Source organism: Xanthomonas sp. NCPPB 3442, assembly GCF_056725145.1.
In genome coordinates, this window is record NZ_CM161514.1 from 3,883,352 (window position 1) to 3,908,590 (window position 25,239).

At 64.3% G+C, this 25,239-nt stretch carries 18 protein-coding genes and 8 tRNA genes; 9 read left to right on the forward strand and 17 right to left on the reverse strand.

Annotation, left to right across the window (positions count from 1 at the left end):
- Window positions 1–161: 161 nt before the first annotated feature.
- The 10 genes from AC1POX_RS16740 to AC1POX_RS16785 form a co-directional block, all read right to left on the reverse strand.
- Window positions 162–2,132, reverse strand: a complete 1,971-nt coding sequence (locus AC1POX_RS16740) for a peptidyl-prolyl cis-trans isomerase (protein ID WP_218498647.1) — start codon at window positions 2,130–2,132, stop codon at window positions 162–164.
- Between the two features lie 284 nt (window positions 2,133–2,416).
- Window positions 2,417–2,493: transfer RNA gene (locus AC1POX_RS16745), tRNA-Asp, on the reverse strand.
- Window positions 2,494–2,587: 94 nt separating this feature from the next.
- Window positions 2,588–2,664 (reverse strand) — tRNA-Asp (locus AC1POX_RS16750).
- Window positions 2,665–2,692: 28 nt separating this feature from the next.
- Window positions 2,693–2,767 (reverse strand) — tRNA-Val (locus AC1POX_RS16755).
- Between the two features lie 11 nt (window positions 2,768–2,778).
- Entirely contained in the window at window positions 2,779–3,051 is a 273-nt protein-coding gene (locus AC1POX_RS16760; RefSeq protein ID WP_002806049.1) for an HU family DNA-binding protein, read from the reverse strand.
- A 213-nt stretch (window positions 3,052–3,264) separates the two neighbouring features.
- Complete coding sequence (lon, locus tag AC1POX_RS16765; protein ID WP_008575007.1) at window positions 3,265–5,736, reverse strand: endopeptidase La; 2,472 nt, start codon at window positions 5,734–5,736, stop codon at window positions 3,265–3,267.
- Between the two features lie 144 nt (window positions 5,737–5,880).
- Entirely contained in the window at window positions 5,881–7,167 is a 1,287-nt protein-coding gene (gene clpX, locus AC1POX_RS16770) for an ATP-dependent Clp protease ATP-binding subunit ClpX (protein WP_003483788.1), read from the reverse strand.
- 125 nt (window positions 7,168–7,292) lie between these two features.
- Window positions 7,293–7,919, reverse strand: coding sequence for an ATP-dependent Clp endopeptidase proteolytic subunit ClpP (gene clpP, locus AC1POX_RS16775; RefSeq protein WP_002806026.1), 627 nt, complete (start codon window positions 7,917–7,919; stop codon window positions 7,293–7,295).
- 92 nt (window positions 7,920–8,011) lie between these two features.
- Window positions 8,012–9,304: a trigger factor gene (gene tig, locus AC1POX_RS16780; protein ID WP_005913863.1), complete on the reverse strand. Its 1,293-nt coding sequence runs from the start codon at window positions 9,302–9,304 to the stop codon at window positions 8,012–8,014.
- A 201-nt stretch (window positions 9,305–9,505) separates the two neighbouring features.
- Window positions 9,506–9,590: transfer RNA gene (locus AC1POX_RS16785), tRNA-Leu, on the reverse strand.
- 248 nt (window positions 9,591–9,838) lie between these two features.
- Here AC1POX_RS16785 and AC1POX_RS16790 point away from each other — a divergent pair.
- Window positions 9,839–11,107, forward strand: coding sequence for a PAS domain-containing sensor histidine kinase (locus tag AC1POX_RS16790; protein ID WP_372356410.1), 1,269 nt, complete (start codon window positions 9,839–9,841; stop codon window positions 11,105–11,107).
- Between the two features lie 391 nt (window positions 11,108–11,498).
- Here AC1POX_RS16790 and AC1POX_RS16795 read toward each other — a convergent pair.
- The 4 genes from AC1POX_RS16795 to AC1POX_RS16810 all read right to left on the reverse strand — a co-directional run bounded on the left by AC1POX_RS16795 (window position 11,499) and on the right by AC1POX_RS16810 (window position 11,972).
- A tRNA-Lys gene (locus AC1POX_RS16795) sits at window positions 11,499–11,574 on the reverse strand.
- 93 nt (window positions 11,575–11,667) lie between these two features.
- Window positions 11,668–11,744 (reverse strand) — tRNA-His (locus AC1POX_RS16800).
- 32 nt (window positions 11,745–11,776) lie between these two features.
- A tRNA-Arg gene (locus AC1POX_RS16805) sits at window positions 11,777–11,853 on the reverse strand.
- 42 nt (window positions 11,854–11,895) lie between these two features.
- A tRNA-Pro gene (locus AC1POX_RS16810) sits at window positions 11,896–11,972 on the reverse strand.
- Window positions 11,973–12,122: 150 nt separating this feature from the next.
- On the opposite strand from AC1POX_RS16810, the gene AC1POX_RS16815 reads away from it, so the two are divergent.
- A complete protein-coding gene (locus tag AC1POX_RS16815; RefSeq protein ID WP_008575005.1) occupies window positions 12,123–12,884 on the forward strand; it encodes a Bax inhibitor-1/YccA family protein in 762 nt (253 codons plus the stop codon).
- A gap of 134 nt (window positions 12,885–13,018) precedes the next feature.
- Here AC1POX_RS16815 and AC1POX_RS16820 read toward each other — a convergent pair whose 3' ends face one another.
- From AC1POX_RS16820 to grxC, 3 genes are all read right to left on the reverse strand, one after another.
- Window positions 13,019–14,026 carry an isocitrate dehydrogenase gene (locus AC1POX_RS16820; protein ID WP_008575004.1) on the reverse strand — a complete coding sequence of 336 codons (1,008 nt, stop codon included), beginning with the start codon at window positions 14,024–14,026 and terminating at the stop codon, window positions 13,019–13,021.
- A gap of 226 nt (window positions 14,027–14,252) precedes the next feature.
- Window positions 14,253–14,648 (reverse strand): carboxymuconolactone decarboxylase family protein, encoded by a 396-nt coding sequence (locus AC1POX_RS16825; RefSeq protein WP_122273205.1) that lies wholly within the window; start codon window positions 14,646–14,648, stop codon window positions 14,253–14,255.
- Window positions 14,645–14,953: a glutaredoxin 3 gene (grxC, locus tag AC1POX_RS16830; protein ID WP_033478922.1), complete on the reverse strand. Its 309-nt coding sequence runs from the start codon at window positions 14,951–14,953 to the stop codon at window positions 14,645–14,647. The genes AC1POX_RS16825 and grxC overlap by 4 nt, the downstream gene beginning before the upstream one ends.
- 149 nt (window positions 14,954–15,102) lie before the next feature.
- Between grxC and AC1POX_RS16835 the strand changes: the two genes are divergently transcribed.
- From AC1POX_RS16835 to AC1POX_RS16865, 7 genes are all read left to right on the forward strand, one after another.
- Window positions 15,103–16,749, forward strand: coding sequence for a M48 family metalloprotease (locus tag AC1POX_RS16835; protein ID WP_481108609.1), 1,647 nt, complete (start codon window positions 15,103–15,105; stop codon window positions 16,747–16,749).
- 183 nt (window positions 16,750–16,932) lie between these two features.
- Window positions 16,933–17,622, forward strand: a complete 690-nt coding sequence (gene phoB / locus AC1POX_RS16840) for a phosphate regulon transcriptional regulator PhoB (protein WP_003483753.1) — start codon at window positions 16,933–16,935, stop codon at window positions 17,620–17,622.
- 73 nt (window positions 17,623–17,695) lie between these two features.
- Entirely contained in the window at window positions 17,696–19,024 is a 1,329-nt protein-coding gene (gene phoR / locus AC1POX_RS16845) for a phosphate regulon sensor histidine kinase PhoR (protein WP_011346580.1), read from the forward strand.
- A 112-nt stretch (window positions 19,025–19,136) separates the two neighbouring features.
- On the forward strand, window positions 19,137–21,239 hold the full coding sequence (gene ppk1, locus AC1POX_RS16850) for a polyphosphate kinase 1 (RefSeq protein ID WP_008571427.1): 2,103 nt from the start codon (window positions 19,137–19,139) through the stop codon (window positions 21,237–21,239).
- Window positions 21,240–21,416: 177 nt separating this feature from the next.
- Window positions 21,417–22,937, forward strand: coding sequence for an exopolyphosphatase (gene ppx / locus AC1POX_RS16855; protein ID WP_008571425.1), 1,521 nt, complete (start codon window positions 21,417–21,419; stop codon window positions 22,935–22,937).
- A 288-nt stretch (window positions 22,938–23,225) separates the two neighbouring features.
- Window positions 23,226–24,362 (forward strand): glycosyltransferase family 4 protein, encoded by a 1,137-nt coding sequence (locus AC1POX_RS16860; protein ID WP_372356412.1) that lies wholly within the window; start codon window positions 23,226–23,228, stop codon window positions 24,360–24,362.
- Window positions 24,343–24,885 (forward strand): phosphatase PAP2 family protein, encoded by a 543-nt coding sequence (locus AC1POX_RS16865; protein WP_008571423.1) that lies wholly within the window; start codon window positions 24,343–24,345, stop codon window positions 24,883–24,885. The genes AC1POX_RS16860 and AC1POX_RS16865 overlap by 20 nt, the downstream gene beginning before the upstream one ends.
- Window positions 24,886–25,239 lie beyond the last annotated feature (354 nt).

Genomic DNA, 25,239 nt, shown 5'->3' on the forward strand with positions numbered 1-25,239 from the left:
GCTCCCGGCAGCCATGCAGCGCGCAGACACCGCCGGCAAATCGATATGCGCCGCGTAAGATCGACGGCGACTGCGCGCCAGCCGGCCGGTGTTCTCCACGACAAACGCCCAAAGAAAAAGCCCGGTTGCCCGGGCTTTTCTCACCAATCGATTATCCAGCCTTACAGCTGGGCTTCTTCGATCTGGATCTTGTAGCGCTTGCGCATTTCCTTGACGTAAGCCTGCGCAGCGTTGTTTCCGTCGATCTGGCTCAACTGCTCGCGCAGCATCGTCTGCTGCTCGGCCGGCATCTGCTTCAGATCGCCCGGCGTCGCCTTGCTGATGACAAAGACAGCAAAGCGCCCGCCATCCAGCTCCACCTTGCCAACCGACGGCTTGCCTTCGGTCGGTCGCGGCGCGCTGAAGATCGCACGGTTCGCAGCCGGGGTCGGGATCGGTGCCGTCCGCGGTAGCCCCGGGATCGGCTGCACCTGCAGCTTCTCGCTGTCGGCCAGCGCCTGCAGCGTCTCACCCTTCTGCAAGCGTGCCAGCAAGGCATCGGCAGCAGCCGCGGCGACCTTCTCGGCACGGTCCGCACGGATTGCCGCGGTCACCTTGTCGCGCACCTTGTCCAACGGCAGGGCCTGTTCGGCGGTGTGGTTGGTGACACGCAACACCACGCTATGGTTCGGCGCGATGGTGATGGGATCGCTCACCGTACCGTCCTGCACCAGCGTTTCTGAGAACGCCGCGCGCAGCACAGCCGGGTTGGCAGCAACACCGCTGGCATCACTGCGCGAGAACGGCCCCAAGGTCTGCACCGGCAAGCCGACCTGCTTGGCCGCCGGCTCCAGTGCGGTGGGGTTCTTGTAAACCTGGTCCACCAACTTGCCACTGACATCGGCAAAGGCCTTGTCTGCGTCAGCCTTGAGCTGCTCGGCAGCCAGTTGGTCGCGCACCTGCTCGAACGACTTGCCCTGGCCGCCCTTGACCTCACGCAGCTGGATCACGTGGTAGCCGAATTCGCTCTTGATCGGGCCGACCACCTCGCCAGCCTTCATCGAGAACAGCGCGTCCTCGAACGGCTTGACCATCGCGCCCTTCTCGACCCAGCCCAGGTCGCCGCCGGCATCCTTGGAGCCGGGGTCCTGCGAATTGGCTTTGGCCAGCGCAGCAAAGTCGGCACCCGGCTGCTTGGCCTCGGCAGCGAGCTTGGCGGCCTTTGCCTCGGCAGCCTTTTGCGCGGCTGCATCGGCGCCGGCGCTGATCAGGATGTGCGACGCAAGACGCTGCTCCGGCTCGACGAAACGTGCCTTCTCGTCTTCATAGCGCTTGCGCAGCGTGGCCTCGTCGGCCGCAGTGGCTGGCGGCATCGTGGCGGCGTTGAGCTCCACGTATTCGATCGTCACGGTTTCCGGCTGACGGAAATCCTGCGCGTGCCCGTCGTACCACTGCTTGATCTGCGCATCGCTCACCGGCGCGGTATCTGCGGCCGGTGGCGGCAGCATCGCCAGCTCCACATCGCGCGTTTCGCCCATCAGCTTGAGCAGGCGCTCGAACTCGGACTTGGTGGCAAAGCCGGACTCCGCCACCGCCTGCGGGATGACCGACTGCTGCAGGCTATCGCGCACCAGCGCATCGAACTGCGCTGGCGTGCGCGGCGGCGTGCCCTGCGCGAGTGCGGCGCGGTACTGGTCGGGACTGAACTTGCCATCGACCTGGAATGCGGGAATGTTGGCGATGTAATCGCGCACGGTCGCATCGCCGATGACGATTCCAGCGTCTTCCGCCCCCAGTCGCACCACCTGTTCGTCGACCAGTTGGTCGAGCACCTGCAGCTTGTTTTCGCGGGACTCGAAGGTGCGCGGATCGAATTTCTCGCCCTGACGCTGACGCTCCTGCATGCGCGCCTGCTCAAAGCGCGCGCGGAAATCCTGCGTGCTGATTTCATGGTGCTGCCACAGCAAAGAGACCGGCCACCACGACGGTGCCGATTTCCACCAGGTCGGCGGCGCCTGCACCTTGGCTACGTTGTTGGCGCCAATGCCGCCGAGGTAGCTGTTGTCGATGACGAACAGGAACGGAATCATCAGCAACCCCAGGATGGCGGTAGCGATCCAGCCTGACGTCTTGTCGCGAAGTTTCTGCAGCATTGGCAAATCACGGCCTGTGGGCGAGCCGCGCAGTGTAACGCGCTTGACGCCAGGCACCCAGCCCAATGCCCGTGACGATGCTGTCGTGGCGCATTTATCGGTCCAGGGCGAACGGCGCCAGCCGGGCCAGATACCCGAGCACCTTCAGACGCAGCAGAACGCGCCGCTGGCGGATGCGCTGCAATACGCCACACCGGCATGCCTGCATGCCTGCATGGCCCCACATCCATCAACCGACATCCAAAAAAAAAGCCCCCGGCACAGGGCCGAGGGCTTCGTATAACTGGCGGAGCGGACGGGACTCGAACCCGCGACCTCCGGCGTGACAGGCCAGCATTCTAACCAGCTGAACTACCGCTCCGCTTTAAACTTGGACATCTGCCCCCACTCCATTCGCATGACGAATTTCGTGGAGAAAACGAAGCCCCCAATTGCTCAGGGGCTTCGCGTGTAACTGGCGGAGCGGACGGGACTCGAACCCGCGACCTCCGGCGTGACAGGCCAGCATTCTAACCAGCTGAACTACCGCTCCGCGCTTGAAACATTTGCCTGGTGCTTAATGGTGGGTGCTGAGGGTTTCGAACCCCCGACCCTCTCCGTGTAAGGGAGACGCTCTACCGCTGAGCTAAGCACCCTAGCGAGTCGATTAGTTTACTGCATCCTTCAGGGCTTTACCAGCCTTGAATGCAGGATTCTTCGAAGCAGCGATCTTGATGCTGTCGCCGGTCTTCGGATTGCGGCCGGTGCGCTCGGCGCGCTCGCGGACCTGGAAGGTACCGAAGCCAACGAGGGTGACGGCGTCGCCCTTCTTCAGTGCCTTGGTGATTTCGCTCACAACCGCGTCAACAGCACGGCCAGCTTCAGCCTTGGAGATGTCAGCGGCAGCGGCAACGCCATCGATCAATTCGGTTTTATTCATTCTTGAAACTCCCTTTGCGGCAGATGCCGCGGAATCGACAATCGGCGCTCTTGCCGTAAGCGAAGAACCCGACACAAGTGGTATCGCATGACGCATCACATTTGCCGCGCCCACGAGTCGTGCATTTATACCAGCGCCCCCAACAGCACGCAAGCCAAAACCCAATAACGACGCGGGTTTTGGCTTGTTTTGGCGAGGCTCAGACAGCCCTCGTTAGTGCTTGACGCGGGTACCCGGCGTGCTACGCGACTTGCCGCGCACGGTCACGCGCGAGGCCGCCTTGCGTGCCTTTTCCTTGCCGGCCTTCTTCGGCGCGAGCGGACGTTCCAACGCCAGATCGAGCACCTCGTCGATCCACTTCACCGGCACGATCTTCAGATCGCGGGTCACGTTCGGCGGGATGTCGGCCAGATCCTTGCGGTTCTCGTCGGGGATCAGCACGGTGCGGATGCCGCCGCGCAGGGCCGCCAGCAACTTCTCCTTCAAGCCACCGATCGCCGATACCCGCCCACGCAGGGTGATCTCACCGGTCATCGCCACGTCGGCGCGGATCGGCACCCGGGTCAGTATCGACACCAGCGAGGTCACCATCGCGATACCTGCGCTCGGACCGTCTTTGGGCGTGGCGCCGTCAGGCACATGCACATGCACGTCCTGCTTCTGCAGGAAATCCACATCGATGCCAAGCCGCTCGGCGCGCGAACGCACCACCGACAATGCAGCCGATGCCGATTCCTTCATGACATTGCCGAGCTGGCCGGTGAGGATCAGGTTGCCCTTGCCCGGCACCAAGGTGGACTCGACCTGCAGCAGTTCGCCGCCGACTTCGGTCCATGCCAGACCCGTGACCAGACCGATCTCGTTTTCTTCTTCGGCACGGCCGAAGTCGAAGCGACGCACGCCCAGATACTTGTCGAGATTCTTCGCGTTGACGGTGACCAGTGCCTTCGGCTTGCCCTTCTTGGCTACCGCCTTTTTTGCCGCCGGCTGCGGACCTGCGAGCGCGATCTCCTTGACCACCTTGCGGCAGATCTTGGCCACTTCGCGTTCGAGATTACGCACACCCGACTCACGCGTGTAGTAGCGCACGATGTCCTGGATCGCATCGCTGGCGATTTCGATCTCTTCCGGCTTCAGGCCGTTGGCCTTGATCTGCTTGGGCACCAGGTAGCGCGTGGCGATGTTGAGCTTCTCGTCCTCGGTGTAGCCGGGGATGCGGATCACTTCCATGCGGTCCAGCAACGGACCCGGAATATTGAGCGAGTTGGAGGTGGCGACGAACATCACCTCCGACAGGTCAAGATCGACTTCCAGATAGTGGTCGTTGAACGAGTTGTTCTGCTCCGGATCGAGCACCTCCAGCAACGCCGACGACGGGTCGCCACGGAAGTCCATCGACATCTTGTCGATCTCGTCCAGCAGGAACAGCGGGTTCTTGCTGCCGACCTTGTTGAGGTTCTGCACCAGGCGGCCCGGCATCGAACCGACATAGGTCCGGCGGTGGCCCCGAATTTCGGCCTCGTCGCGAATGCCGCCCAGGCTCATGCGCACGAACTTGCGGTTGGTCGCCTTGGCGATCGACTGCCCGAGCGAGGTCTTGCCCACGCCCGGCGGCCCGACCAGGCACAGGATCGGCCCCTTCATCTGCTTCACGCGCGACTGCACGGCCAGGTACTCAAGGATGCGTTCCTTGACCTTGTCAAGGCCGTAGTGATCGGCGTCCAGCGTGTCTTCGGCAACCTTGAGGTCCTTGCGCACTTTGGTGCGCTTTTTCCACGGCACGCCCAGCAGCCAGTCCAGGTAGTTGCGCACCACGGCCGCCTCGGCGGACATCGGCGACATCTGCTTGAGTTTGTTGAGCTCGGCCTTGGCCTTGGTTTCGACCGGCTTGGGCATGCCCGCCTCGGCGATCTTGCGCGCCAGCTCTTCCAGCTCGCCGGGCGCATCGTCCAGGTCGCCCAGTTCCTTCTGGATCGCCTTCATCTGCTCGTTGAGGTAGTACTCGCGCTGGCTCTTTTCCATCTGCGACTTCACGCGGCCGCGGATGCGCTTTTCCAGCTGCTGCACGTCGATTTCGCCATCGACCAGGCCGACCAGCAATTCCAGCCGCTCGCCGATGTCGGTGATCTCCAGCAGGCGCTGCTTGTCGGCCAGACGCACACCGATGTGGGCGGCGATGGTGTCTGCCAGGCGGCCCGGCTCATCGATGCCGGCCAAGGTCTGCAGCAGCTCCGGCGGCAGCTTGCGATTGGTCTTGACGTACTGTTCGAACAGCGACATCAGCGATCGCGCAATCGCTTCCACCTCGCGCGGCTCACGCGCATCGCTGGCTTCGATTTCGGTGCCCTGCCCCTGCAACGCGCCGTCCTGCTCGACCACCTTGTCCACGGTGACCCGCGACAGACCCTCGACCAGCACCTTGATGGTGCCATCGGGGAGCTTGAGCAGCTGCAGCACCTGCGCCAGGGTGCCGACGGTATACAGATCGCCGGCAGCCGGGTCGTCGGTCTCGGCCGACTTTTGCGCAACGAGCAGGATGCGCTTGTCCGCCTCCATCGCTTTTTCCAGCGCACGCATCGACTTGTCGCGGCCGACGAACAGCGGGATCACCATGTGCGGAAACACCACCACGTCGCGCAGCGGCAACACTGGCAGATCGAGAATTTCTGGTTGGGACTGGGCCATGGGGCACTCCGCAGGAATGGGGGTTTTTGGGGCAGTAAAAAGCCGATGGCCCCGTTATGGGGCCATCGGCGAGGTGTTGCAAGTAGCGTTCGGAAAGCGGTTATCCACCAGCGAGGCCGAGGCCTGGCGAGGCGGCCAACGGACTCAGTCTCCGGACGCAGCCTTGGCGGGCGCCGGTTGCGCCTGGTAGATCAGATACGGCTCGGATTTATGCTCGATCACCGACTCGTCCACCACGACCTTGCTGACATTTTCCTGCGACGGCAGCTCGTACATCGTGTCCAGCAGCACCGATTCGACGATGGTGCGCAGGCCGCGGGCGCCGGTCTTGCGCTTGAGCGCCTTCTTGGCGATCGCAGACAGGGCATCGGGGCGGAACTCCAGCTCCACGCCTTCCATGTCGAACAGCTTCTTGAACTGCTTGGTGATGGCGTTCTTGGGCTCGGTCAGGATCTTGATCAGCGCCGGCTCGTCCAGCTCTTCCAGCGTGGCGACCACCGGCAGACGGCCGACGAACTCGGGAATCAGGCCGAACTTGATCAGATCTTCCGGCTCGACTTCGGCCAGGATCTTGCCCACTTCCTGCTTGCGCTCGCTGCTCTTGACCTTGGCGCCGAAGCCAATGCCGCCGGCATCGTTGGAACGCTGCTGAATGACCTTGTCCAGCCCGGCGAACGCGCCGCCGCAGATGAACAGGATGTTCTTGGTGTCCACCTGCAGGAATTCCTGCTGCGGGTGCTTGCGGCCACCCTGCGGCGGCACCGAGGCAACCGTGCCCTCGATCAGCTTCAACAGCGCCTGCTGCACGCCTTCGCCGGACACATCACGGGTGATCGACGGGTTCTCGCTCTTGCGCGAGATCTTGTCGATTTCGTCGATGTAGACGATGCCCTGCTGCGCCTTTTCGACGTCGTAATCGCACTTCTGCAACAGCTTCTGGATGATGTTTTCCACGTCCTCGCCGACATAGCCGGCTTCGGTGAGCGTGGTGGCATCGGCGATCGTGAACGGCACATTGAGCAGGCGCGCCAGCGTTTCGGCCAGCAACGTCTTGCCCGAACCGGTCGGGCCGACCAGCAGGATGTTGGATTTCGCCAGCTCGACGTCATCGTTCTTGCTGCGGCTCTCGATACGCTTGTAGTGGTTGTACACCGCTACGGCGAGCGTGCGCTTGGCGCGCAACTGCCCGATCACGTATTGATCTAGCACCTCGAGAATCTCGCGCGGCTTGGGCAGGCTGGAACGTGCCGACTGCGCCTTCTCTTCGAGTTCCTCGCGGATGATGTCGTTGCACAGCTCAACGCACTCATCGCAGATGAATACGCTGGGACCGGCAATCAGCTTACGGACTTCATGCTGACTCTTACCGCAGAACGAGCAGTAGAGAATCTTGTTGCTGTCGCCGGAACGACCTTGGCGGTCTTCGCTCATGCTTCTGTTACCCAGTTACCCCACCCGATGCACGGGGGTTCGATTTCGAGAATAGCACAGGGTCGGGAGGACATTCGCCCCGCCCGACCCTGCCGGTTTTTCCTACAATTTCAGTGGCTTGACGATCAAGAGGGCTGGATCGACTCTTCCGGACGACGCTCGAGCACCTGATCCACCAAGCCGTAGGCCTGCGCATCGACCGCGCTCTTGAAGTTGTCGCGTTCGGTGTCGCGCGCGATGGTCTCCAGCGATTGGCCGGTGTGCTTGGCCAGGATCTCGTTCAAGCGCGAACGCAGGGTCAGGATCTCGCGCGCGTGGATGTCGATATCGGTCGCCTGGCCCTGGAAGCCACCCAGCGGCTGATGGATCATCACGCGCGAATTCGGCAGCGCATAACGCTTGCCCGCCGCACCCGACGCCAGCAGCAATGCGCCCATCGAGGCGGCCTGGCCGACGCAGATGGTGCTGACGTCCGGCTTGATGTACTGCATGGTGTCGTAGATGGCCATGCCGGCGGTGACCACGCCACCGGGCGAATTGATGTAGATGCTGATGTCCTTTTCCGGGTTGTCCGCTTCCAGGAACAGCAGCTGGGCCACGATCACGTTGGCCATATGGTCGTCGATCGGACCGACCAGGAAGATCAGACGCTCCTTCAGCAGACGCGAGTAGATGTCGTACGCACGCTCGCCACGGCTGGTCTGCTCGACCACCATGGGCACCAGGTTCAGGGCTTTGGTCACAATGCTCATCAGTCTTCCCGTTGTGGCAGCGGCCTGTGCCGCTGCCCGTGTTCGACATCCGCACCCCAGACTGCGGGCGCGGTTCTTCTCTTACTGCCGGATCAGACGCGGATGGCGTCCTGGAACGACAGCGACTGCTCGGTGTGCTGGGCGCGCTCGGCGATCCAGTCGATCACCTGCTCTTCCATCACGCGGCTCTGCAGCCCGTTCATCAGTTGGGGGTCGTTGCGGTACATCTCAATGACCTGTTCCGGCTCTTCGTAGGTCGAAGCGATCAGACGCAGCGTTTCGCTGACGCGCTTGGATTCCAGGCGCAATTCGTTGCGGCGCGCCACCTCGCCCACGAGCAGGCCGACCAGCACGCGCTTGGCGGCGGCATCCATGAATCCTTGGTGCGCGTCCGCCGGCACCTGACCCGGATCGCGACCGCTGCGGCGGACCTGCTCGACCTGCTGGGCCAGCATCGAACGCGCTTCGTTCTCGACCAGGCGCGGCGGCATTTCGACATGCGCGTAGGCGGCAATCAGCTGCTCGCCCACTTCGCGACGCAGGCGGTTCATCAGCGCACCCTTGAGCTCACGCTCCAGGTTGGTACGGATATCGGCGCGGAACTGCTCGGCATCGCCACTCTTCACGCCAAAGCTCTTGATGAACTCCTTGTCCACTGCCGGCAACACCGGCTCGGAGACTTCGACCGCCTTGACGTGCACCTGCACGGTCTTGCCGGCCAGCTGTGGCACGCGCCATTCGGCGGGGAAATCGACGGTCAGGGTCTTTTCTTCACCCTTGGTGAGGCCTTCCAGGCCCTTTTCGATCTGGTCGAACATCACGCCCGAACCCAGCACGCTGCTGCCGGTCTCCACGCCTTCGGCGGGCAGACGCTCGTCGCCGGCCTGCGACCAGGTCTCCAGCGCCACCAGGTCGCCGACCTGCGCACCGCGCTCGACCGGATTCCAGGTGCGGCGCTGCAGGCGCAGGTTTTCGATCATCTGGTCGATGTCGGCATCGGTCACTTCAGCGGTCGCGCGCACCACCGACAGCTTGGTCACGTCGATGTCGCCGAAATCCGGCACCACTTCGAAGGTGGCGACGAAGTCGAAATCGGTCTCGCCCTGATCGATACGCGGGTTGCCGGCCAGGCGCAGCGAATGCTCGCGCACGGCCGAATCGAAGGTCTCGCGCAGCAGGCCTTCCATCGCCTCGGCACGCACCTGCTGACCGAAGCGCTGCTCGATCACCTTGGTCGGCACCTTGCCGGGACGGAAGCCCTTGATGCGCGTGGTCCGCGCAAGCTCGCGCAGGCGGCCACCAACGTGCGTCTCCAGGCGCTCCTGCGGCAGGGTGAAGGTCAGGCGGCGTTCCAGATTGCCGGTGGATTCGATCGATGCTTGCATGTTGACTCCTGCCACCGACAGCGCACAGCGTCGGCACGAGATGGAAGATGCGGGTTGACGGATGGCGAGAATGCCGCCGAGCCTTGTAGTTTCGCCGATAACGGCGGCCGCTGCCAGCGGCATGCGTGCAGCGGCCTCACGGACAGAAGCGACTGGTTTGCAGGAAATGCAGCGGCCGGAACCCACACGGCCGCGCGGCGTTGGTGCGAAAGGGGGGACTCGAACCCCCACGCCTTGCGGCGTCAGAACCTAAATCTGGTGCGTCTACCAATTCCGCCACTTTCGCAATGCCGTAGATGCCCGGCTATTGTTGCAGGGATGCCGGTAAAGAAAAAGCGCTGCGAGGCCTGGGCGCGTGATGACTGCAATGGGCATGGGCTGCTTGGCGCGATGACTTGAGGCTTCACGCAATGCAGGGGGCGGCAGCGGCTAGCCCCGCCTGAATCCAGACAAAGCCCATGTTCGCTACCGGCACATTGCAGCAACCGGATTTGCGAAAATTCCGTTAATTCCAGCCCGGGGGCAGCAATTGCAATGACAGACCGATATCGCCAGATCGTGGCACTGTCGCGCGATTGCATCAAAGAGATCGACCTGGATGGGCGAATCACGTCGGTCAACCGCAACGGACTGGTCGGACTTGGGGCCAGTTCTGCGGATCAGGTTGTTGCCCGCCCCTGGCGCGAGCTGTGGCCACCCGAGGCGGCGGCCATGGTGGATGCGGCCATGGCCGAGGCGGCCAAAGGCGCACCCCGGGAATTCGAGGCCAGCTGCGTGAACCTGGCCGGCGTACGCCAGACCTGGCAGGTCGTTACCAGCCCATTGTTCGACGAGCTGGGCAAGGTCGAGGCCATCCTGGCGGTGAGCAGGAATGTCTCCGACCGCCGCGCGCTGGAGGCAGCCTTTCACACCCTGGACAGCACCCTGTCGGCAGAACGCGCGTTTTCCACCAGTGCCCTGGTGCTGGCGCGCGCGCGCGAAACCTCGCTGTCGACCGAGCTGCACAGCCTGCGCGACTTGCACGAGCGCATCGAAGGCGACCTGGACATCGCGCGCGCCGCGCAGAACGCCGCCGAGAAGATCTCCGAGCAGGCGCAGAAAGGCGAAGCGGTAGGACAACTGCTGGCAGGCGTGGTCCACGACTTGAACAACGTGCTGCAGGCTGCCACATCGGCGATCGACCTGGTCGTGCAGCGCGCGCAGATCGACGCGCACGACGCCAAGTTGCTAAGCGTGGCCGACGCGGCGCTTCAACATGGCTCGGTGATGGCGCAGCGCCTGGTCGGCTTCTCGCGTCAGTACCCCTACAGCCCCGAAGCGGTGGACTTGGCCGAACTGGCACAACAGCTCAGCCCGTTACTGGAACAGGTGGTCGGCGCAGACCTGCGGTTGCAGCTGCGCACCGCAGAGGGCGGATGCTGCGCGATGGTCGACCGCCACACCGTGGAGCGCGCCATCTTGAACCTGGTGATCAATGCGCGCGATGCCTGCACCAGCGGCGACTGCATCAGTGTGGAAACTGGCGAAACCTTCGTCACCGAGGAGCAGGCGCGACTGGCCAAACCGGCCGGGCACTACATGACCATCGCGGTTGCCGATACCGGGCACGGCATGGACAGCGTGGTGCAGGCGCGGTTATTCGAGGCGTACTTCACCACCAAGCACGCCAATAAGGGCGCTGGCCTGGGATTGGCGCAGGTCTATAGCGCCGTGCGCCAGGCCGGCGGTTTTATAGACGTCTTCTCGGCGCCGGGCCAGGGTGCGCGCTTCGTGCTGGCATTTCCGCGCGTGCAGCGAGGCTAGACGCCTGTTGCGGGTGTTGCACGGACGCGCTTATGAGTGACATGGCTGCTTCCTGCAACTGCTTGCAGATCGCGCAGAGCAGTTCGCGCACGCGCTCAGCACAGGCAACGACGTGGTGCAGGAATGGCGCACGGCGCTACTTCTGGCATCGCCGACGATCTCACCGGGGTTCGATCGCTGACCGCGGCTGCGGCAAGCGCGCTCCAGCCAAGGCATTCGATAGCGAGCGTTGCCCAAGGGCGTTGTAAAGCCATTGGTATCCAGCCGGATCTTGCGCGGGCGACGCCAACTATTGCGGCCTCGATGCGTTCACAGCAGGCCAACGAGCGCGCCTCTGTTTTCAGTCCGGGAAAAAGAAAAGCACCTAGGCAGACGCCTAAGTGCTTTTATTTGGTGGGCCGTCAAGGATTCGAACCTTGGACCTATTGATTAAGAGTCAACTGCTCTACCAACTGAGCTAACGGCCCTGAAACTGGTCGCACATTGTATGTGCATTTTTGCTTCGTTGCAACACCCCGTGACACATCGGGTCGAACATTCCTGCAATCGCTCGTCATCAGTGGGGTGGCTGAGGGGACTCGAACCCCCGACATCTGGAATCACAATCCAGTACTCTAACCAGCTGAGCTACAGCCACCACTGAAAACCTGCTTCCTACCGTACCGCCGATGGCGCGCCCGACAGGACTCGAACCTGTAACCGCCGGCTTAGAAGGCCGGTGCTCTATCCGGTTGAGCTACGGGCGCCCGGACCGAACTTCGCATTCCCACGCCGTCGAAAGCTCGGAATGGTCGGGGTAGAGGGATTCGAACCCCCGACATCCTGCTCCCAAAGCAGGCGCGCTACCAGACTGCGCTATACCCCGGCGGGACCTTTCAATCCCGAAGGCTCGAAAGGTCGGCTATTTTGGGAATGATTGGCCTCGCTGTCAATCACCCTGTGTAACTTGAACGATCAGCTATCCTCACACCAACGTTCGCCAGTAGGCTGAGCACTATTTTCATGGAGAACATGCATGCGTAGCGGTAACCCTGCCCTTCGGGAATCCACATTCCTCGACTCCGGCTCCGGCTCGATCGTCACCCGCGACGGTCAGGCGATGACCCTCAACGGCACGGTCAACAAGACCGGCGCGTTGTTGCTGATGGCGGTGATCACGGCCGCCTTCGCCTGGTCGCAATCGATCGGGGCCGATGGCATGCCGCTGCCCGTCGCGCGCATCTACATGATCGCCGGCGCGATTGGCGGCCTGGTATTCGCGCTGGCCACCAGCTTCAAGCCGACCTGGGCACCGATCACGGCGCCGCTGTATGCATTGATCGAAGGCTTCTTCCTCGGCTCGATCTCTGCGGTGTACGAAGCGCGCTTCAACGGCATCGTGTTCCAGGCCGTCCTGCTCACCTTCGGCACCCTGTTCGCGCTGCTGTTCGCGTATCGCAGCGGCATGATCAAGGCCACCGAGAACTTCAAGCTGGGCGTGGTCGCAGCCACCGGCGGCATTGCACTGGTGTATCTGGCGACCATCGTGCTGGGCTTGTTCGGTGTGCGCATCCCTTTCATCCACGACTCGGGCCTGATCGGCATCGGCTTCAGCCTGTTCGTGGTGGTGGTGGCAGCACTGAACCTGGTGCTGGACTTCGACTTCATCGAGAGCGGCGTCGAGCACGGTGCGCCCAAGCACATGGAGTGGTACGGCGCATTCGGCCTGATGGTGACGCTGGTGTGGCTGTACATCGAGTTCCTGCGCCTGCTGTCGAAGCTGCAGTCGCGCAATTGAGCGGGGAATCGGGATTGGGGAATCGCAACAGCGTTTCCCCTGCGCTCGATGACCGAGGACGGCTCAGGAGGAATCCCGAGCAAACAGAAAGGGCGCTTAGGCGCCCTTTCTGTTTGTGCAATTTGCCAGTGCGCTCAGAGGCGGCTGGCGATGGCCTTGGCAAAGCCCATGGTGTTACCGGTGCCGCCCAGGTCGGGGGTCAACGAATCCTTGGCTTCCAGGGTAGCGACGATGGCTTCGCGCAGGCGCTCGGCGTTCTGCGGCTGACCGATGTGGTCCAGCATTTGCGCTGCGCCCAGCAGCAGCGCGCACGGGTTGGCCTTGCCCTGCCCTGCGATATCCGGCGCCGAGCCGTGCACGGCTTCGAAGATCGCCGCGTCCAGACCGATGTTGGCACCCGGGGCCAGGCCCAGGCCGCCGACCAGACCGGCGCACAGGTCGGAGATGATGTCGCCGAACAGGTTGGTAGTCACGATGATGTCGAACTGCTCCGGACGCATCACCAGCTGCATGCAGGTGTTGTCGACGATCATTTCCTGGAATTCGATGTCCGGATATTGCGCGGCGACATCGCGTGCCACCTTCAGGAACAGGCCCGAGGTCGACTTGATGATGTTGGCCTTGTGCACGGCGGTGACCTTCTTGCGGCCGGTGCTCTTGGCCAGCTCGAAGGCGTAGCGCACGATGCGCTCGGAGCCCTTGCGGGTGATCCGGGTGCCGGAGAACGCGGTCTCGCCATCCTCGGACACGGTCTGGCCTTCGCTCAGGTACGCGCCTTCGGTGTTTTCGCGGACGGTGATCAGGTCCACGCCGTCGGCGAAACGCGACTTGGTGTTCGGGAACGACTTGGCCGGACGCACGTTGGCGTACAGGTCGAACTTGCGACGCATGGCGACGTTGATCGAGCTGAAACCCTCGCCGACCGGCGTGGTCAGCGGGCTTTTCAGCGCCACCTTGTTCTTGCTGATCGACGCCAGAGTGGACTCGGGCAGCAGATCGCCATGCTTTTCCAGGGCGACCAGGCCGGCGTCGGCGTACTCGTAGGTCAGGCCAGCCTGCAGCGCGTCGAGCACGAACAGCGTGGCATCCATGATCTCCGGGCCGATGCCGTCGCCGCGGATGACCGTGATTGTCTGCGTCATAACGTTGGGTTTCCGAACTTGAAGGGGGGAGCGCCAGCCGCGATACCCGGCAGAGCGGCGCAAGGAGGTTTCACGGGCAATTATGCCCGATGCCGGTGAAGGCGCCCAAACCGACCTTGGTCTAAGGGTGCAGGCGCCCGAACGCAACGCGCCGCCTCGGTGGGCGGCGCGTGCGTTACTCGCTTTGACGAACCCCGACCGACACTTGCGTGCCGCAGCGACCCGTTCAGTCGTGTGCGTGCTGGGCCGGCGCCTGCGCGCCGCCTTCGAGCTGGTCCAGGAAATCCACCGCGCGGCGAAGATGCGGGATGACAATGGAGCCGCCGACCACCAGGCCGACCGAGAAGGTTTCGAAGAACTCTTCCCGGCTCACGCCGGCTTCCTTGCACTGGGCCACGTGATAGCTGATGCAGTCGTCGCAGCGCAGCACCATCGAGGCGACCAGGCCGAGCAGTTCCTTGGTCTTCACGTCCAGCGCGCCGGCCTGGTAGGTCTGGGTGTCCAGCGCGAAGAACCGCCGCACCACCTGGTTCGGCTCGGCCAGGATGCGCTGATTCATGCGCTGGCGGAATTGCGTGAACTCGCGCAGGCGGTCGGCGCTGCCGTCGTCGGGACCACTCATGCCTGGCCGCCCGCGCTGCCGGCCAGCAGCGGCTCGAGCTTGCCGGCACGATGCATGGCCATCATGTCGTCGTAGCCGCCCACGTGGACGTCGCCGACGAAGATCTGCGGCACGCTGGTGCGCTTGGCCAGGGCGATCATCCTGTCGCGTTCGGCCGGGTCCAGGTCGATCCGCACCTCGGTCCAGGTCTTGCCCTTGCTCTTGAGGAAGTTCTTGGCCGCCACGCAATACGGGCAGATGGCAGAGGAATACAGGGTGATCTGCGGGCCGGAGGCCGCGTCCTGCTCGGTATGGTCTTGGCTCACGGGAAACTCCGTGGTTGGTGTGAGGTCTGACACATGGTACCGGGCGACTGGAATTTCCATGTCGTCACCGCAACACTGTGGGTTAACCGATGATTCACGCCTCTGCGCCGGGCTGCCCGCATGCTCCGCGCACCACCTGGGAGTTCCACTTGCGCCTGCTACCGCTCGCCACTGCCCTCACGCTGGCCGTCGCCATGGGCGTGGCACCTGCGCAGGAAAGCCGCCTGCCCGATATCGGTTCGTCGGCCGGCGAGTTGCTGACCCCGACCCGCCAGGCCGAATACGGCCGGATGATGCTGGCCGAGTTGCGCAACTACGACTACGTGCTGGACGACCCGCTGATCACAGACTGGCTGCAGACCATGGGCACCCGGCTGGGCGCCAACAGCGACCAACCGCAGCAGCCGTTTACGTTTTTCATGCTGCGCGACCGCCAGATCAATGCATTCGCCACGCTGGGCGGCTACATCGCCGTCAATGCCGGGTTGGTGTTGACCGCCGAGCGCGAGGACGAAGTGGCGGCGGTGCTGTCGCACGAAATCGCCCACGTCACCCAGCAGCACGTGCTACGTGGAGTGGAGCGAGCGCAGCGCGACCAGATTCCGATCCTGCTCGGCATGCTGGCGGCGGTGGTGGCAGCGCAGCAGGCCGGGGGCAACTCCAAGGGCGACGCCACCATGGCCACCATCACCAGCGCGATGGGGCTGATGCAGCAGCGCCAGATCGACTACACCCGCTCCAACGAATCCGAAGCCGACCGGCTGGGCATCCGCACGTTGGCGCGCAGCGGCTACGACGTGGATGCGATGGCCGGCTTCTTCGAGCGCATGTCGGTGGCGATGCGCGCCAACGAGGGCGGCTACAGCGCGCCGGATTTCCTGCAGACCCATCCGGTGACCGTCACCCGCATCAGCGAGGCCAAGTCGCGCGCCGAACAGATGAAGAAGAACACCGTGGTGCTGACCACCTCGGTGCCGGGCGGGACGCGCCAGGAGCGCGTAGACCCGGCCGACCCGTCGCTGTCGGAGCCGCTCAGTCGCAATGGCAACGCGCTGCTCCCTTACGCGCTGCGGTTGCCGGTGGATGCGCTCAGCCGCGGCGGCGACCAGCAGGGTTTCGATTGGGCCAAGGAACGCCTGCGCGTGCTCAGCGCAGCCACGCCGGATGCGGCCATTCGCGAGTACGAAAACCTTCGCCGCAGCGCCAAACAAGGCTTGAGCGATCCGCAGCGCTATGGCCTGGCGCTGGCGCGGCTGCGCAACAGCGGCGGGCGGCCGGGCGAGCCGGTGGCCGAGCTGACCAGCCTGCTCGAGGCGCATCCGGACAATGTGTGGCTGGCGCTGGGCCTGAGCGAGGCGCAGGCGCGCGTGGGTCCGCGCGAGGCGGCCAATGCCCGCTTCGATGCGCTGCTCAAGCAATTGCCGAACAACCGCGCGGTTGCGCTGACCTATGCCACTGCGCTCAACGAGCAGGCCAGCAAGGAATCCGGCCAGCGCGCGCGCCAGGTGCTGGAACCGTTGTTGCACCGGAGCAGCGACGACCCATTGCTGCAACAGAGCTACGCGCGGGCCTGCGAGCTGTCCGGCGACCCATTGCGCGCCAGCGAAGCGTATGCGGAGGCGGCGTTCTTGAACGGCCGCGCCGAACAGGCCCTGATCCAGCTGGAAGCACTGAAGAAGAAAGATCTCGACTATGTGACACGGGCGCGCGTGGATGCGCGCATCGCCGCGATCACCCCAACCGTGCTGGAGCTGCGTCGCCAGGGGATCCGCGACCCGGATTTGTCCACGCGCTGATCGCCGATGCATTGCCGGCCTGTTCACGACGGCACGGTATCGCGCGGCCGCCGGCCGGTAACGGAACTGCCCAGTCCGCTTCACGCCCCTGTTTCGCCACGCAGGCGCCGCCGGCGATGTCACATTAGAGTCACAAAACCGTAGTCTACTGGCGATCAACCAAAGCCAGACGGTAAGCCCCGCGTGCAGAAACGCATTCTGATCGTCGATGACGAACCCGCGATCCGCGACATGGTGGCGTTCGCGCTGCGCAAAGGCGAGTTCGAGCCCATCCATGCCGGCGATGCCCGCGAGGCGCAGACCGCCATCGCCGACCGCGTGCCGGACCTGATCCTGCTGGACTGGATGTTGCCGGGCACCAGCGGGCTGGACCTGGCAAGGCGCTGGCGCAAGGAGCAGCTGACCCGCGAGATTCCGATCATCATGCTCACCGCGCGCGGCGAAGAAAACGACCGCGTGGGCGGCCTGGAAGCCGGCGTCGACGATTACGTGGTCAAGCCGTTCTCGGCACGCGAGCTGCTGGCGCGCATCCGCGCGGTGATGCGGCGCACCCGCGAAGACGACGAAGACGGTAGCGTGGCGGTCGGCAAGCTGCGCATCGACGGCGCCGCGCACCGGGTGTTCGCCGGCGATGCGCCGGTGCCGATCGGCCCGACCGAATATCGTCTGCTGCACTTTTTCATGACACACCCCGAGCGCGTGTATACGCGCACCCAGCTGCTGGACCATGTCTGGGGTGGCAGCGTGTATGTGGAAGAGCGCACCATCGACGTGCATATCCGCCGCCTGCGCAAGACGCTGGAACCGTTCGGGCTGGAAAACATGGTGCAGACCGTGCGCGGCTCGGGCTATCGTTTTTCCTCGGCGACCTGACGTGCCGCAAAGCCGCCCCGGCCGCAGTCCGGCCGGGTGGCTGCCTACCTGACGCTTCGTGGTAACGCCTTCCATGCCTCAACACATTCGTTCCGCCTGGCTCAAGACGCTCGGCACCCTCGCGCTGTTGTTGGGCGCTGCCGTCGTCGTCGGCGTGCTGATCGGACATGTGTGGATGGCGCTGACGCTCACCGCCCTGGGCGTGCTGGCCTGGCATTACTGGCGGCTGCGCCAGGTGCTGCGGCGGCTGACTGCACGCCAGCGTGCCGAGCCTGCGGCCGGAATCGGGGCCTGGAACGAACTGGACCGGCTGCTGTATCGCAGCCAGGACGAAATGCGCGCGCGCAAGCGGCGCCTGATCGAAATGTTGCGCACCTACCGCGCCGCAGCGCAGGCGCTGCCGGATGCAGTGGTGGTCGTGGATCGCAACAGCCAGCGCGTGCAGTGGTTCAACAAGGCGGCCGGCGGTTTGCTCGGCCTGCACCATCCCGGCGACATGGGCGTGTCGATCGTGGAGCGGCTGCAGCCGTTGCCGCTGGCGCATTGGCTGGCGGCCGGGCGCAACGCCGAGCCGATGCTGGATGCCGCCTCGCCGGCAGACCCGGATCTGCGCCTGAATCTGCGCCTGATCCCCTACTCCGACGACTACTGGCTGCTGGTGGCGCGCGATGTCAGCAAGCTGCTGCGGCTGGAACAGGTGCGACGCGATTTCGTGGCCAACGTCTCGCATGAACTGCGTACCCCGCTGACGGTGGTGCACGGTTATCTGGACATGCTCGACCCGGAAGACTTCCCCGATTCGGGTCCGATGCTGGCGGAAATGCGCAAGCAGTCCCAGCGCATGGCGCAGCTGGTCGAAGACTTGCTGACGCTGTCGCGGCTGGAATCGCAGGAAGAACTCGGCGAAGAACACGTGGCGATGGCGCCGATGCTGTCGACCTTGCGCCGCGAGGCCGAGGCGCACAGCCAGGGCCGCCACACCGTGGAGGTGATCGACGAGGCCGGCGTGGATCTGCTCGGCTCCAACAAGGAGCTGCACAGTGCGTTTTCCAACCTGGTGACCAATGCGGTGCGCTACACGCCCGGCGGCGGCACGGTGACGATCCGTTTCGTGCGCGAAGGCGATGGTGCGGCGCTGGCCGTGCGCGACACCGGCTATGGCATTCCCGCCTCGCACCTGCCGCGCATCACCGAACGCTTCTACCGTGTGTCCAGCAGCCGCTCGCGCGAGAGCGGCGGCACCGGGCTGGGGCTGTCGATCGTCAAGCACATCCTGGGGCTGCATCAGGCGCGCCTGGACATCGAAAGCGAAGTGGGACGCGGCAGCGAATTCTCGTGTCATTTCGTGCCTGCGCGCGTCGTGCAGCGCGAGCAATCGGTGCCACTGTCACGCTCGGCGTGATATGTAGTCAGTGCGCGCCGCAGCGCGCTGCGATGGACGCGCCTGCCACGCGCCGCTTTGCCTGCGTTGCGCGCCCCAGGCAATTACACAACCCGTCTTGACGATCGATTCCATGGGCCACGCCAAAGAACTGCACGACATCACACCCGGCGACGACATCGCCACCGATCCGTTGCGTGATCCGGCGCTGTACATCAACCGCGAGCTGTCGCAACTGGACTTCAACTTCCGGGTGCTGGCGCAGGCGCTCGACGAGCAGGTGCCATTGCTGGAACGGCTGCGCTTCCTGTGCATCTCGTGCACCAACCTGGACGAGTTCTTCGAAATCCGTGCGGCCACCGTGCGGCACGCACAGGAGTTCGGGCTGCCGCCGGCACCGGACGGGCTGAGCCCGACCGCCATCCTCAACGCCGTGCACGATCGCGCCGCCAAATTGGTCGAGCAGCAATACCACGCGTGGAACGAGGTGCTGCGGCCGGCGATGGAAGACGCAGGCGTTGCCGTACTCAGCCGCTCGGCATGGACGGCGCGGCAGAAACGCTGGCTGCGTGCGTATTTCCGCAACGAGATCATGCCGGTGCTGTCGCCGCTGGGCCTGGACCCGGCGCACCCGTTCCCGAAGATCCTCAACAAGACCTTGAACATCGTGGTGGTGCTGGAAGGCCAGGACGCGTTCGGTCGCGCCGGGCATCTGGCCATCGTGCGCGCACCACGTTCGCTGCCGCGCATCATCCAGCTGCCGGCCAGCCTGTCGCCGGAGGGCACGCAGAGCTTCGTGTTCCTGTCGTCGGTGTTGTCCGAATTTGTCGACGAGCTGTTCCCGGGCATGCAGGTGATGGGCTCATACCAGTTCCGCGTCACCCGCAATTCCGAACTGGTGGTGGACGAGGAAGAAGTCGAAAACCTGGCACTGGCGCTGCGCGATGAGCTGGTCACGCGCGGCTACCGTCCGGCGGTGCGGCTGGAGATCGCGCACGATTGCCCGGCGCCGATCCTGCGCACCTTGTTGCAGAATTTCGGCCTGAACGAGAACGCGGTGTACCGCATCACCGGGCCGGTCAACCTGAGCCGCGTCACCCAGGTCTATGACCTGGTGCAGCGCCCCGAACTCAAGTATCCCTCGTTCAATCCGCGCACCTTGCGCGACAGCGAGGGCATCTTCGAGATCGTCAAAAAAGGCGATGTATTGCTGCATCACCCCTTCGATGCGTTTACCGCGGTGCTGGATGTCATCCGCCAGGCCGCGGTCGACCCGAACGTGCTGGCGATCAAGCAGACGCTGTACCGCACCGGCAAGGATTCGTTGATTGTCGATGCGCTGATTCTGGCCGCGCGCAACGGCAAGGACGTCACGGTGGTGGTGGAGTTGCGTGCGCGCTTCGATGAAGAAGCCAACCTGGGCCTGGCCGACAAACTGCAGGAAGCCGGCGTGCAGGTGGTCTACGGCGTGGTCGGCTTCAAGACCCACGCCAAGATGCTGCTGATCGTGCGCCGCGAGGGCCGCAAGCTCAAACGCTACGTGCACCTGGGCACCGGCAATTACCACAGCGGCACCGCGCGCCTGTATACCGACATCAGCCTGATCACCGCCGATGCCGAGATCGGCAACGACGTGCACATGCTTTTCCAGCAGTTGTCCGGACTTGCGCCGCGCATGAAGCTGGACCAGTTGCTGCAGTCGCCGTTTACGCTGCATGCGGGCGTGTTGAAGCGGATCGATCGCGAGACACGGCTGGCCCGCAAGGGTCGCCCGGGCCGCATCATCGCCAAGATGAACGCCCTCAACGAACCACAAGTGGTGCGTGCGTTGTACATGGCCTCGCAGGCAGGGGTTCAGATCGATCTGATCGTGCGCGGGGCCTGCACGCTGCGCCCCGGGGTGCCAGGCGTGTCCGACAACATCCGCGTGCGTTCGATCGTGGGCCGCTTTCTGGAACATAGCCGCGTGTACTGGTTCGGCAACGACGGGGCCGCCGAGTTGTACTGCGCCAGTGCCGACTGGCTGGAACGCAATCTGCTGCGGCGGGTGGAGACCTGCTTCCCGATCCTGGAACCGGACCTGGCCAAGCGCATCTACCGCGAAGTGCTGCAGAACTATCTGGACGACAACGTCAGCGCCTGGGAGCTGGACGCCGAGGGCGTGTACCACAAGCGCACGCCCGCTCCGGGCGAGCCGGCGCATTCGGCGCAGATGACCTTGCTCGAGCGGATCTGAGCGCGCACTGCCGCACGCCAGGTGCAAGCCGCTTGCGCAGGCATGCGGCATGCCCATCACGGCGATTGACCGCCCGCTTGCCGCGCTTGCGAATGCAGATCTGGTGCGCCTGCCGCTGGGCGCACGCATGGCCTCTCACGTGGCCAACAGCCCATCGGCTACCATGCGGCCATGCCAATGCCCTCCCCCACGATTCCGCCCCTGCGCGATGGCGATTTTCTTGCCGCCATCGACCTAGGCTCCAACAGTTTCCACATGGTCATTGCGCGCTACCTGATGGGTCAGCTGCGCGTCGTCGATCGCCTGCGCGAGACCGTGCGCATGGCCGATGGCCTGGATGGCAAAGGTGGGCTCTCCAATGAAGCGCGACAGCGCGCACTGGAATGCCTGGCGCGGTTCGGCCAGCGCATTCGCGACGTGCCTTCGCTGCGCGTGCGTGCGCTGGCGACCAACACGGTGCGTCAGCTGCGTTCGCCACAGGCGTTTTTGATGCCGGCCGAAACCGCGCTGGGCCATGCGATCGAAGTGGTCAGCGGGCGCGAGGAAGCGCGCCTGATCTATCTCGGTGTTGCGCATGCGCAACCGCCCAAGCCCGACCAACGCCGGCTGGTGATCGACATCGGCGGCGGCTCGACCGAGTTCATCATCGGCCGCGGGTTTCAGACACTGGAACGCGAAAGTCTGCAGGCCGGATGCATTGCCAGCACGCGGCGGTTTTTCCCCGGCGGCAAATTGTCCAAGAAGAAATGGAAGGACGCGCTGACCGAGATCGGCGCCGAGTTCCAGCAATTTGCCGGCCAGTACAAGGCACTGGGCTGGCACGAGGCGATCGGCTCGTCCGGCACGCACAAGGCCATCGGCGAGATGTGCGCTGCGATGAAGCTGACCAAGGGCGCGATCACGGCGCAGGCATTGCCGGCGCTGCGCGATGAGTTGCTCAAGGCCAAGCGCATCGAAGACATCCAGCTGCCCGGCCTGGCGGCCGAACGGCGGCCGATCATCGCTGGTGGCATCCTGGTGCTGGAAGCTGCATTCCAGGCGCTGGGGCTGGAGAAACTGATGGTCAGCAAGGCGGCGATGCGCGAAGGCATCCTGTACGACATGCTTGGCCGCGGCGGCGAGAACGACCCGCGCGACAGTTCGGTGACCTCGCTGATGCAGCGCTACGGCATCGACGAAGTGCAGGCGCAGCGCGTGGAAGCGACCGCCTGCCGCCTGTTCGACCAGGTCTGCGAATCCTGGCAACTGGATGGCGACGATGCGCAGGTGCTGCGCCGCGCCGCGCGCCTGCACGAGCTGGGGCTGATCATCGCGCACAGCCAGTACCACGTGCACGGCAGCTACATCCTGGAACATTCGGATATCGCGGGTTTTTCGCGACAGGAACAGCAGGTGCTGGCGGCGCTGGTACGCACGCACCGGCGCAATGTGCCCAAGACGGCCTTCGATGCGCTGCCCGACCGCCTGCTGCTGCCAACCCGACGCAAGGCTGCGCTGCTGCGACTGGCGGTGTTGCTGCACCGCGCGCATGAGTCCGACCCGATTCCGACCCTGGAACTCACCGCCGACGACACCCGGCTGTCGTTGATCCTGTCGCAAAGCTGGATCGACTCGCGCCCGCTGCTGCGCGCCGACCTGATCGGCGAAGTCGACAGCATGGCCGGGCTGGGAATTGCGTTCAAACCGTTTGTGACCTGAGGCCTGCGGCCGCAGGCGGGATTGGTGATTGGTGATTGGTGATTGGTGATTGGTGATTGGTGATTGGTGATTGGTGATTGGTGATTGGTGATTGGTGATTGGGGATTCGGGATTCGGGATTCGCTTAAAGCCAGAGCAGCATCGTTGTGGGGTACGTGCCGAAAAGATGAAATTCGCTGTTGCGAATCTCCAATCCCGAATCCCGTCACAGCTGTCACCGCCACGTCTTACTAGCGCAACATCAATGCCATCGCACTCCCGGAAGCTAGTCAAAACGGGAGAACGGGCATGCGCTACGCGATCGTTACCGAAACCTATCCCCCCGAGGTCAACGGTGTTGCGTTGACCGTGCATGGTCTGGAAACCGGTCTGCGCACGCGCGGACACCAGGTGGATGTGGTGCGGCCACGCCAGAGCGCCGATACCGCCCCGACCGATGCGCTGCTGGTGCGTGGCGCCTCGTTGCCGCGCTACCCGGGATTGAAATTCGGCCTGCCGGCGACGCAACGCCTCGTCCGTCATTGGCGCAGCACGCAGCCGGACGCGATCTATGTGGCCACGGAAGGCCCCCTGGGCTGGTCGGCAATGCGCGCAGCCCGCCGGCTCGGCATTCCGGTCGCCACCGGCTTCCACACCCGCTTCGACGAATACCTGCCCGACTACGGCGCTGCCTGGCTGCAGGGCACCGCGTTGCGCTGGATGCGGCGCTTCCACAACCAGGCCGATGCCACCCTGGTGCCCACGCGCGAGCTGCAGCAGTTCCTGCGCAACGATGGCTTTGAGCGTGTGCAATTGCTGGCGCGGGCAGTGGATAGCCAGCAATTCGATCCGAGCCGTCGCGATTGCGCATTGCGCGCCGATTGGGGCATCGAAGGCGAAGGCTTTGCCGCCATCTATGTGGGGCGCATCGCCAGCGAAAAGAATCTGCCGTTGGCCGTACGCGCCTTTCGCAAACTGCAGCAGATCCGCCCGAAGGCACGCTTCGTCTGGGTGGGCGATGGCCCGGCGCGCGAGAAGCTTGCGCACGACAATCCGGACTTCATCTTCTGCGGCGTCCAGCGTGGCGATGCATTGGCCCGTCACTTCGCCAGCGGCGATCTGTTCCTGTTTCCCAGCCGCAGCGAAACCTTCGGCAACGTGACGCTGGAAGCGATGGCCAGCGGCGTGGCGACGGTCGCTTTCGATTACGGCGCGGCCCGCGAATATCTGCGCAACGGCCATACCGGCGCGGCGGTGGACATCGACGAGGCCTTTATCCAGGCCGCCGTCGCGCTCACCGAAGACGACGCCCTGCGCCAGCGCATGGGCACGGCGGCGGCGCAGGCGATGAAAAAATTGCATCCGGACAATGTGGTCTGCGACTTCGAAGCCTTGTTGCTGGGGATCAGCGCTGCACGGGGGCGTTATGTCGTCAACGCGGCTTGAGGTCTTGCGCGGTCACGAAGCGCGCTGGTGCCGACGCGCCAATCTGTGGTGCCGACGCCACCCGGTACGGCGCGTCTTCGCCACTATCAGCCGCCTGGGCGACGGCGTGTTCTGGTACGCCTTGATGGGGTTGCTGGTGGTGCTCGACGGCATGGACGGTGTACGTGCATCGGCGCACATGGCTGCCACCGGCGTGCTTGCATTGACGCTCTACAAGGCGCTCAAACGCTGGACCCGGCGTCCGCGGCCATATGCGGCGGACGTGCGTATTCGCGCATGGGTGGCACCGCTGGACGAGTTCAGCTTTCCCTCCGGCCATACCTTGCACGCGGTGTCCTTCAGCATCGTGGCGCTGGCCTATTACCCCTGGCTGGCCCCCTTGCTGGTGCCGTTTTCGGCCGGCGTGGCGCTCTCGCGGGTGGTGCTGGGGCTGCATTATCCCAGCGACGTGCTGGCCGCCACGCTGATCGGCGTGCTGCTGGCCAGCCTGTCGCTGTGGGGCTTGCCGGTGGTGTTGGGATAAGCGCTAGGGGTTGCGTGATGGCGGCTCGCTGACAGGTAAGCGTAACGGCAAACGGACAGGTACCAAGACGCTGCCCAGTCAGCAACAAGGCCTCTTCGCCTCATCTTTCTCCCTTCGGGACATTGTCCTCCTTTATGGGGGAGAAGGGCCGATGAGGGTACGTGCGAAGCCTCATGCACTCGCCGTCGATGGGTGTTTTCGCTAAAGCCGAAAAGAGCCCCAGCGCAGCAATTGCGACTCCAGCGCGTGGCTTCGCCCCGTACCCTCCCCCCCCCACCCCTCTCCCGCAGGGAGAGGGGATCTTGCGCTGCCGGTACGCGGTGAACTGACGGCAGGTTGCCCACCCACGCGCAT

Bases quoted from the DNA above. Each gene is read 5' to 3' on its own strand.
- AC1POX_RS16865 (WP_008571423.1), top strand. From the start codon at position 24,343: ATGTCGTCAACGCGGCTTGAGGTCTTGCGCGGTCACGAAGCGCGCTGG.
- AC1POX_RS16740 (WP_218498647.1), bottom strand. From the start codon at position 2,132: ATGCTGCAGAAACTTCGCGACAAGACGTCAGGCTGGATCGCTACCGCC.
- AC1POX_RS16815 (WP_008575005.1), top strand. From the start codon at position 12,123: ATGCGTAGCGGTAACCCTGCCCTTCGGGAATCCACATTCCTCGACTCC.
- tig (WP_005913863.1), bottom strand. From the start codon at position 9,304: ATGCAAGCATCGATCGAATCCACCGGCAATCTGGAACGCCGCCTGACC.
- AC1POX_RS16760 (WP_002806049.1), bottom strand. From the start codon at position 3,051: ATGAATAAAACCGAATTGATCGATGGCGTTGCCGCTGCCGCTGACATC.
- clpP (WP_002806026.1), bottom strand. From the start codon at position 7,919: ATGAGCATTGTGACCAAAGCCCTGAACCTGGTGCCCATGGTGGTCGAG.
- ppx (WP_008571425.1), top strand. From the start codon at position 21,417: ATGCCCTCCCCCACGATTCCGCCCCTGCGCGATGGCGATTTTCTTGCC.
- AC1POX_RS16860 (WP_372356412.1), top strand. From the start codon at position 23,226: ATGCGCTACGCGATCGTTACCGAAACCTATCCCCCCGAGGTCAACGGT.
- AC1POX_RS16825 (WP_122273205.1), bottom strand. From the start codon at position 14,648: ATGAGTGGTCCCGACGACGGCAGCGCCGACCGCCTGCGCGAGTTCACG.
- phoR (WP_011346580.1), top strand. From the start codon at position 17,696: ATGCCTCAACACATTCGTTCCGCCTGGCTCAAGACGCTCGGCACCCTC.
- lon (WP_008575007.1), bottom strand. From the start codon at position 5,736: ATGGCCCAGTCCCAACCAGAAATTCTCGATCTGCCAGTGTTGCCGCTG.
- AC1POX_RS16820 (WP_008575004.1), bottom strand. From the start codon at position 14,026: ATGACGCAGACAATCACGGTCATCCGCGGCGACGGCATCGGCCCGGAG.
- clpX (WP_003483788.1), bottom strand. From the start codon at position 7,167: ATGAGCGAAGACCGCCAAGGTCGTTCCGGCGACAGCAACAAGATTCTC.
- AC1POX_RS16790 (WP_372356410.1), top strand. From the start codon at position 9,839: ATGACAGACCGATATCGCCAGATCGTGGCACTGTCGCGCGATTGCATC.
- ppk1 (WP_008571427.1), top strand. From the start codon at position 19,137: ATGGGCCACGCCAAAGAACTGCACGACATCACACCCGGCGACGACATC.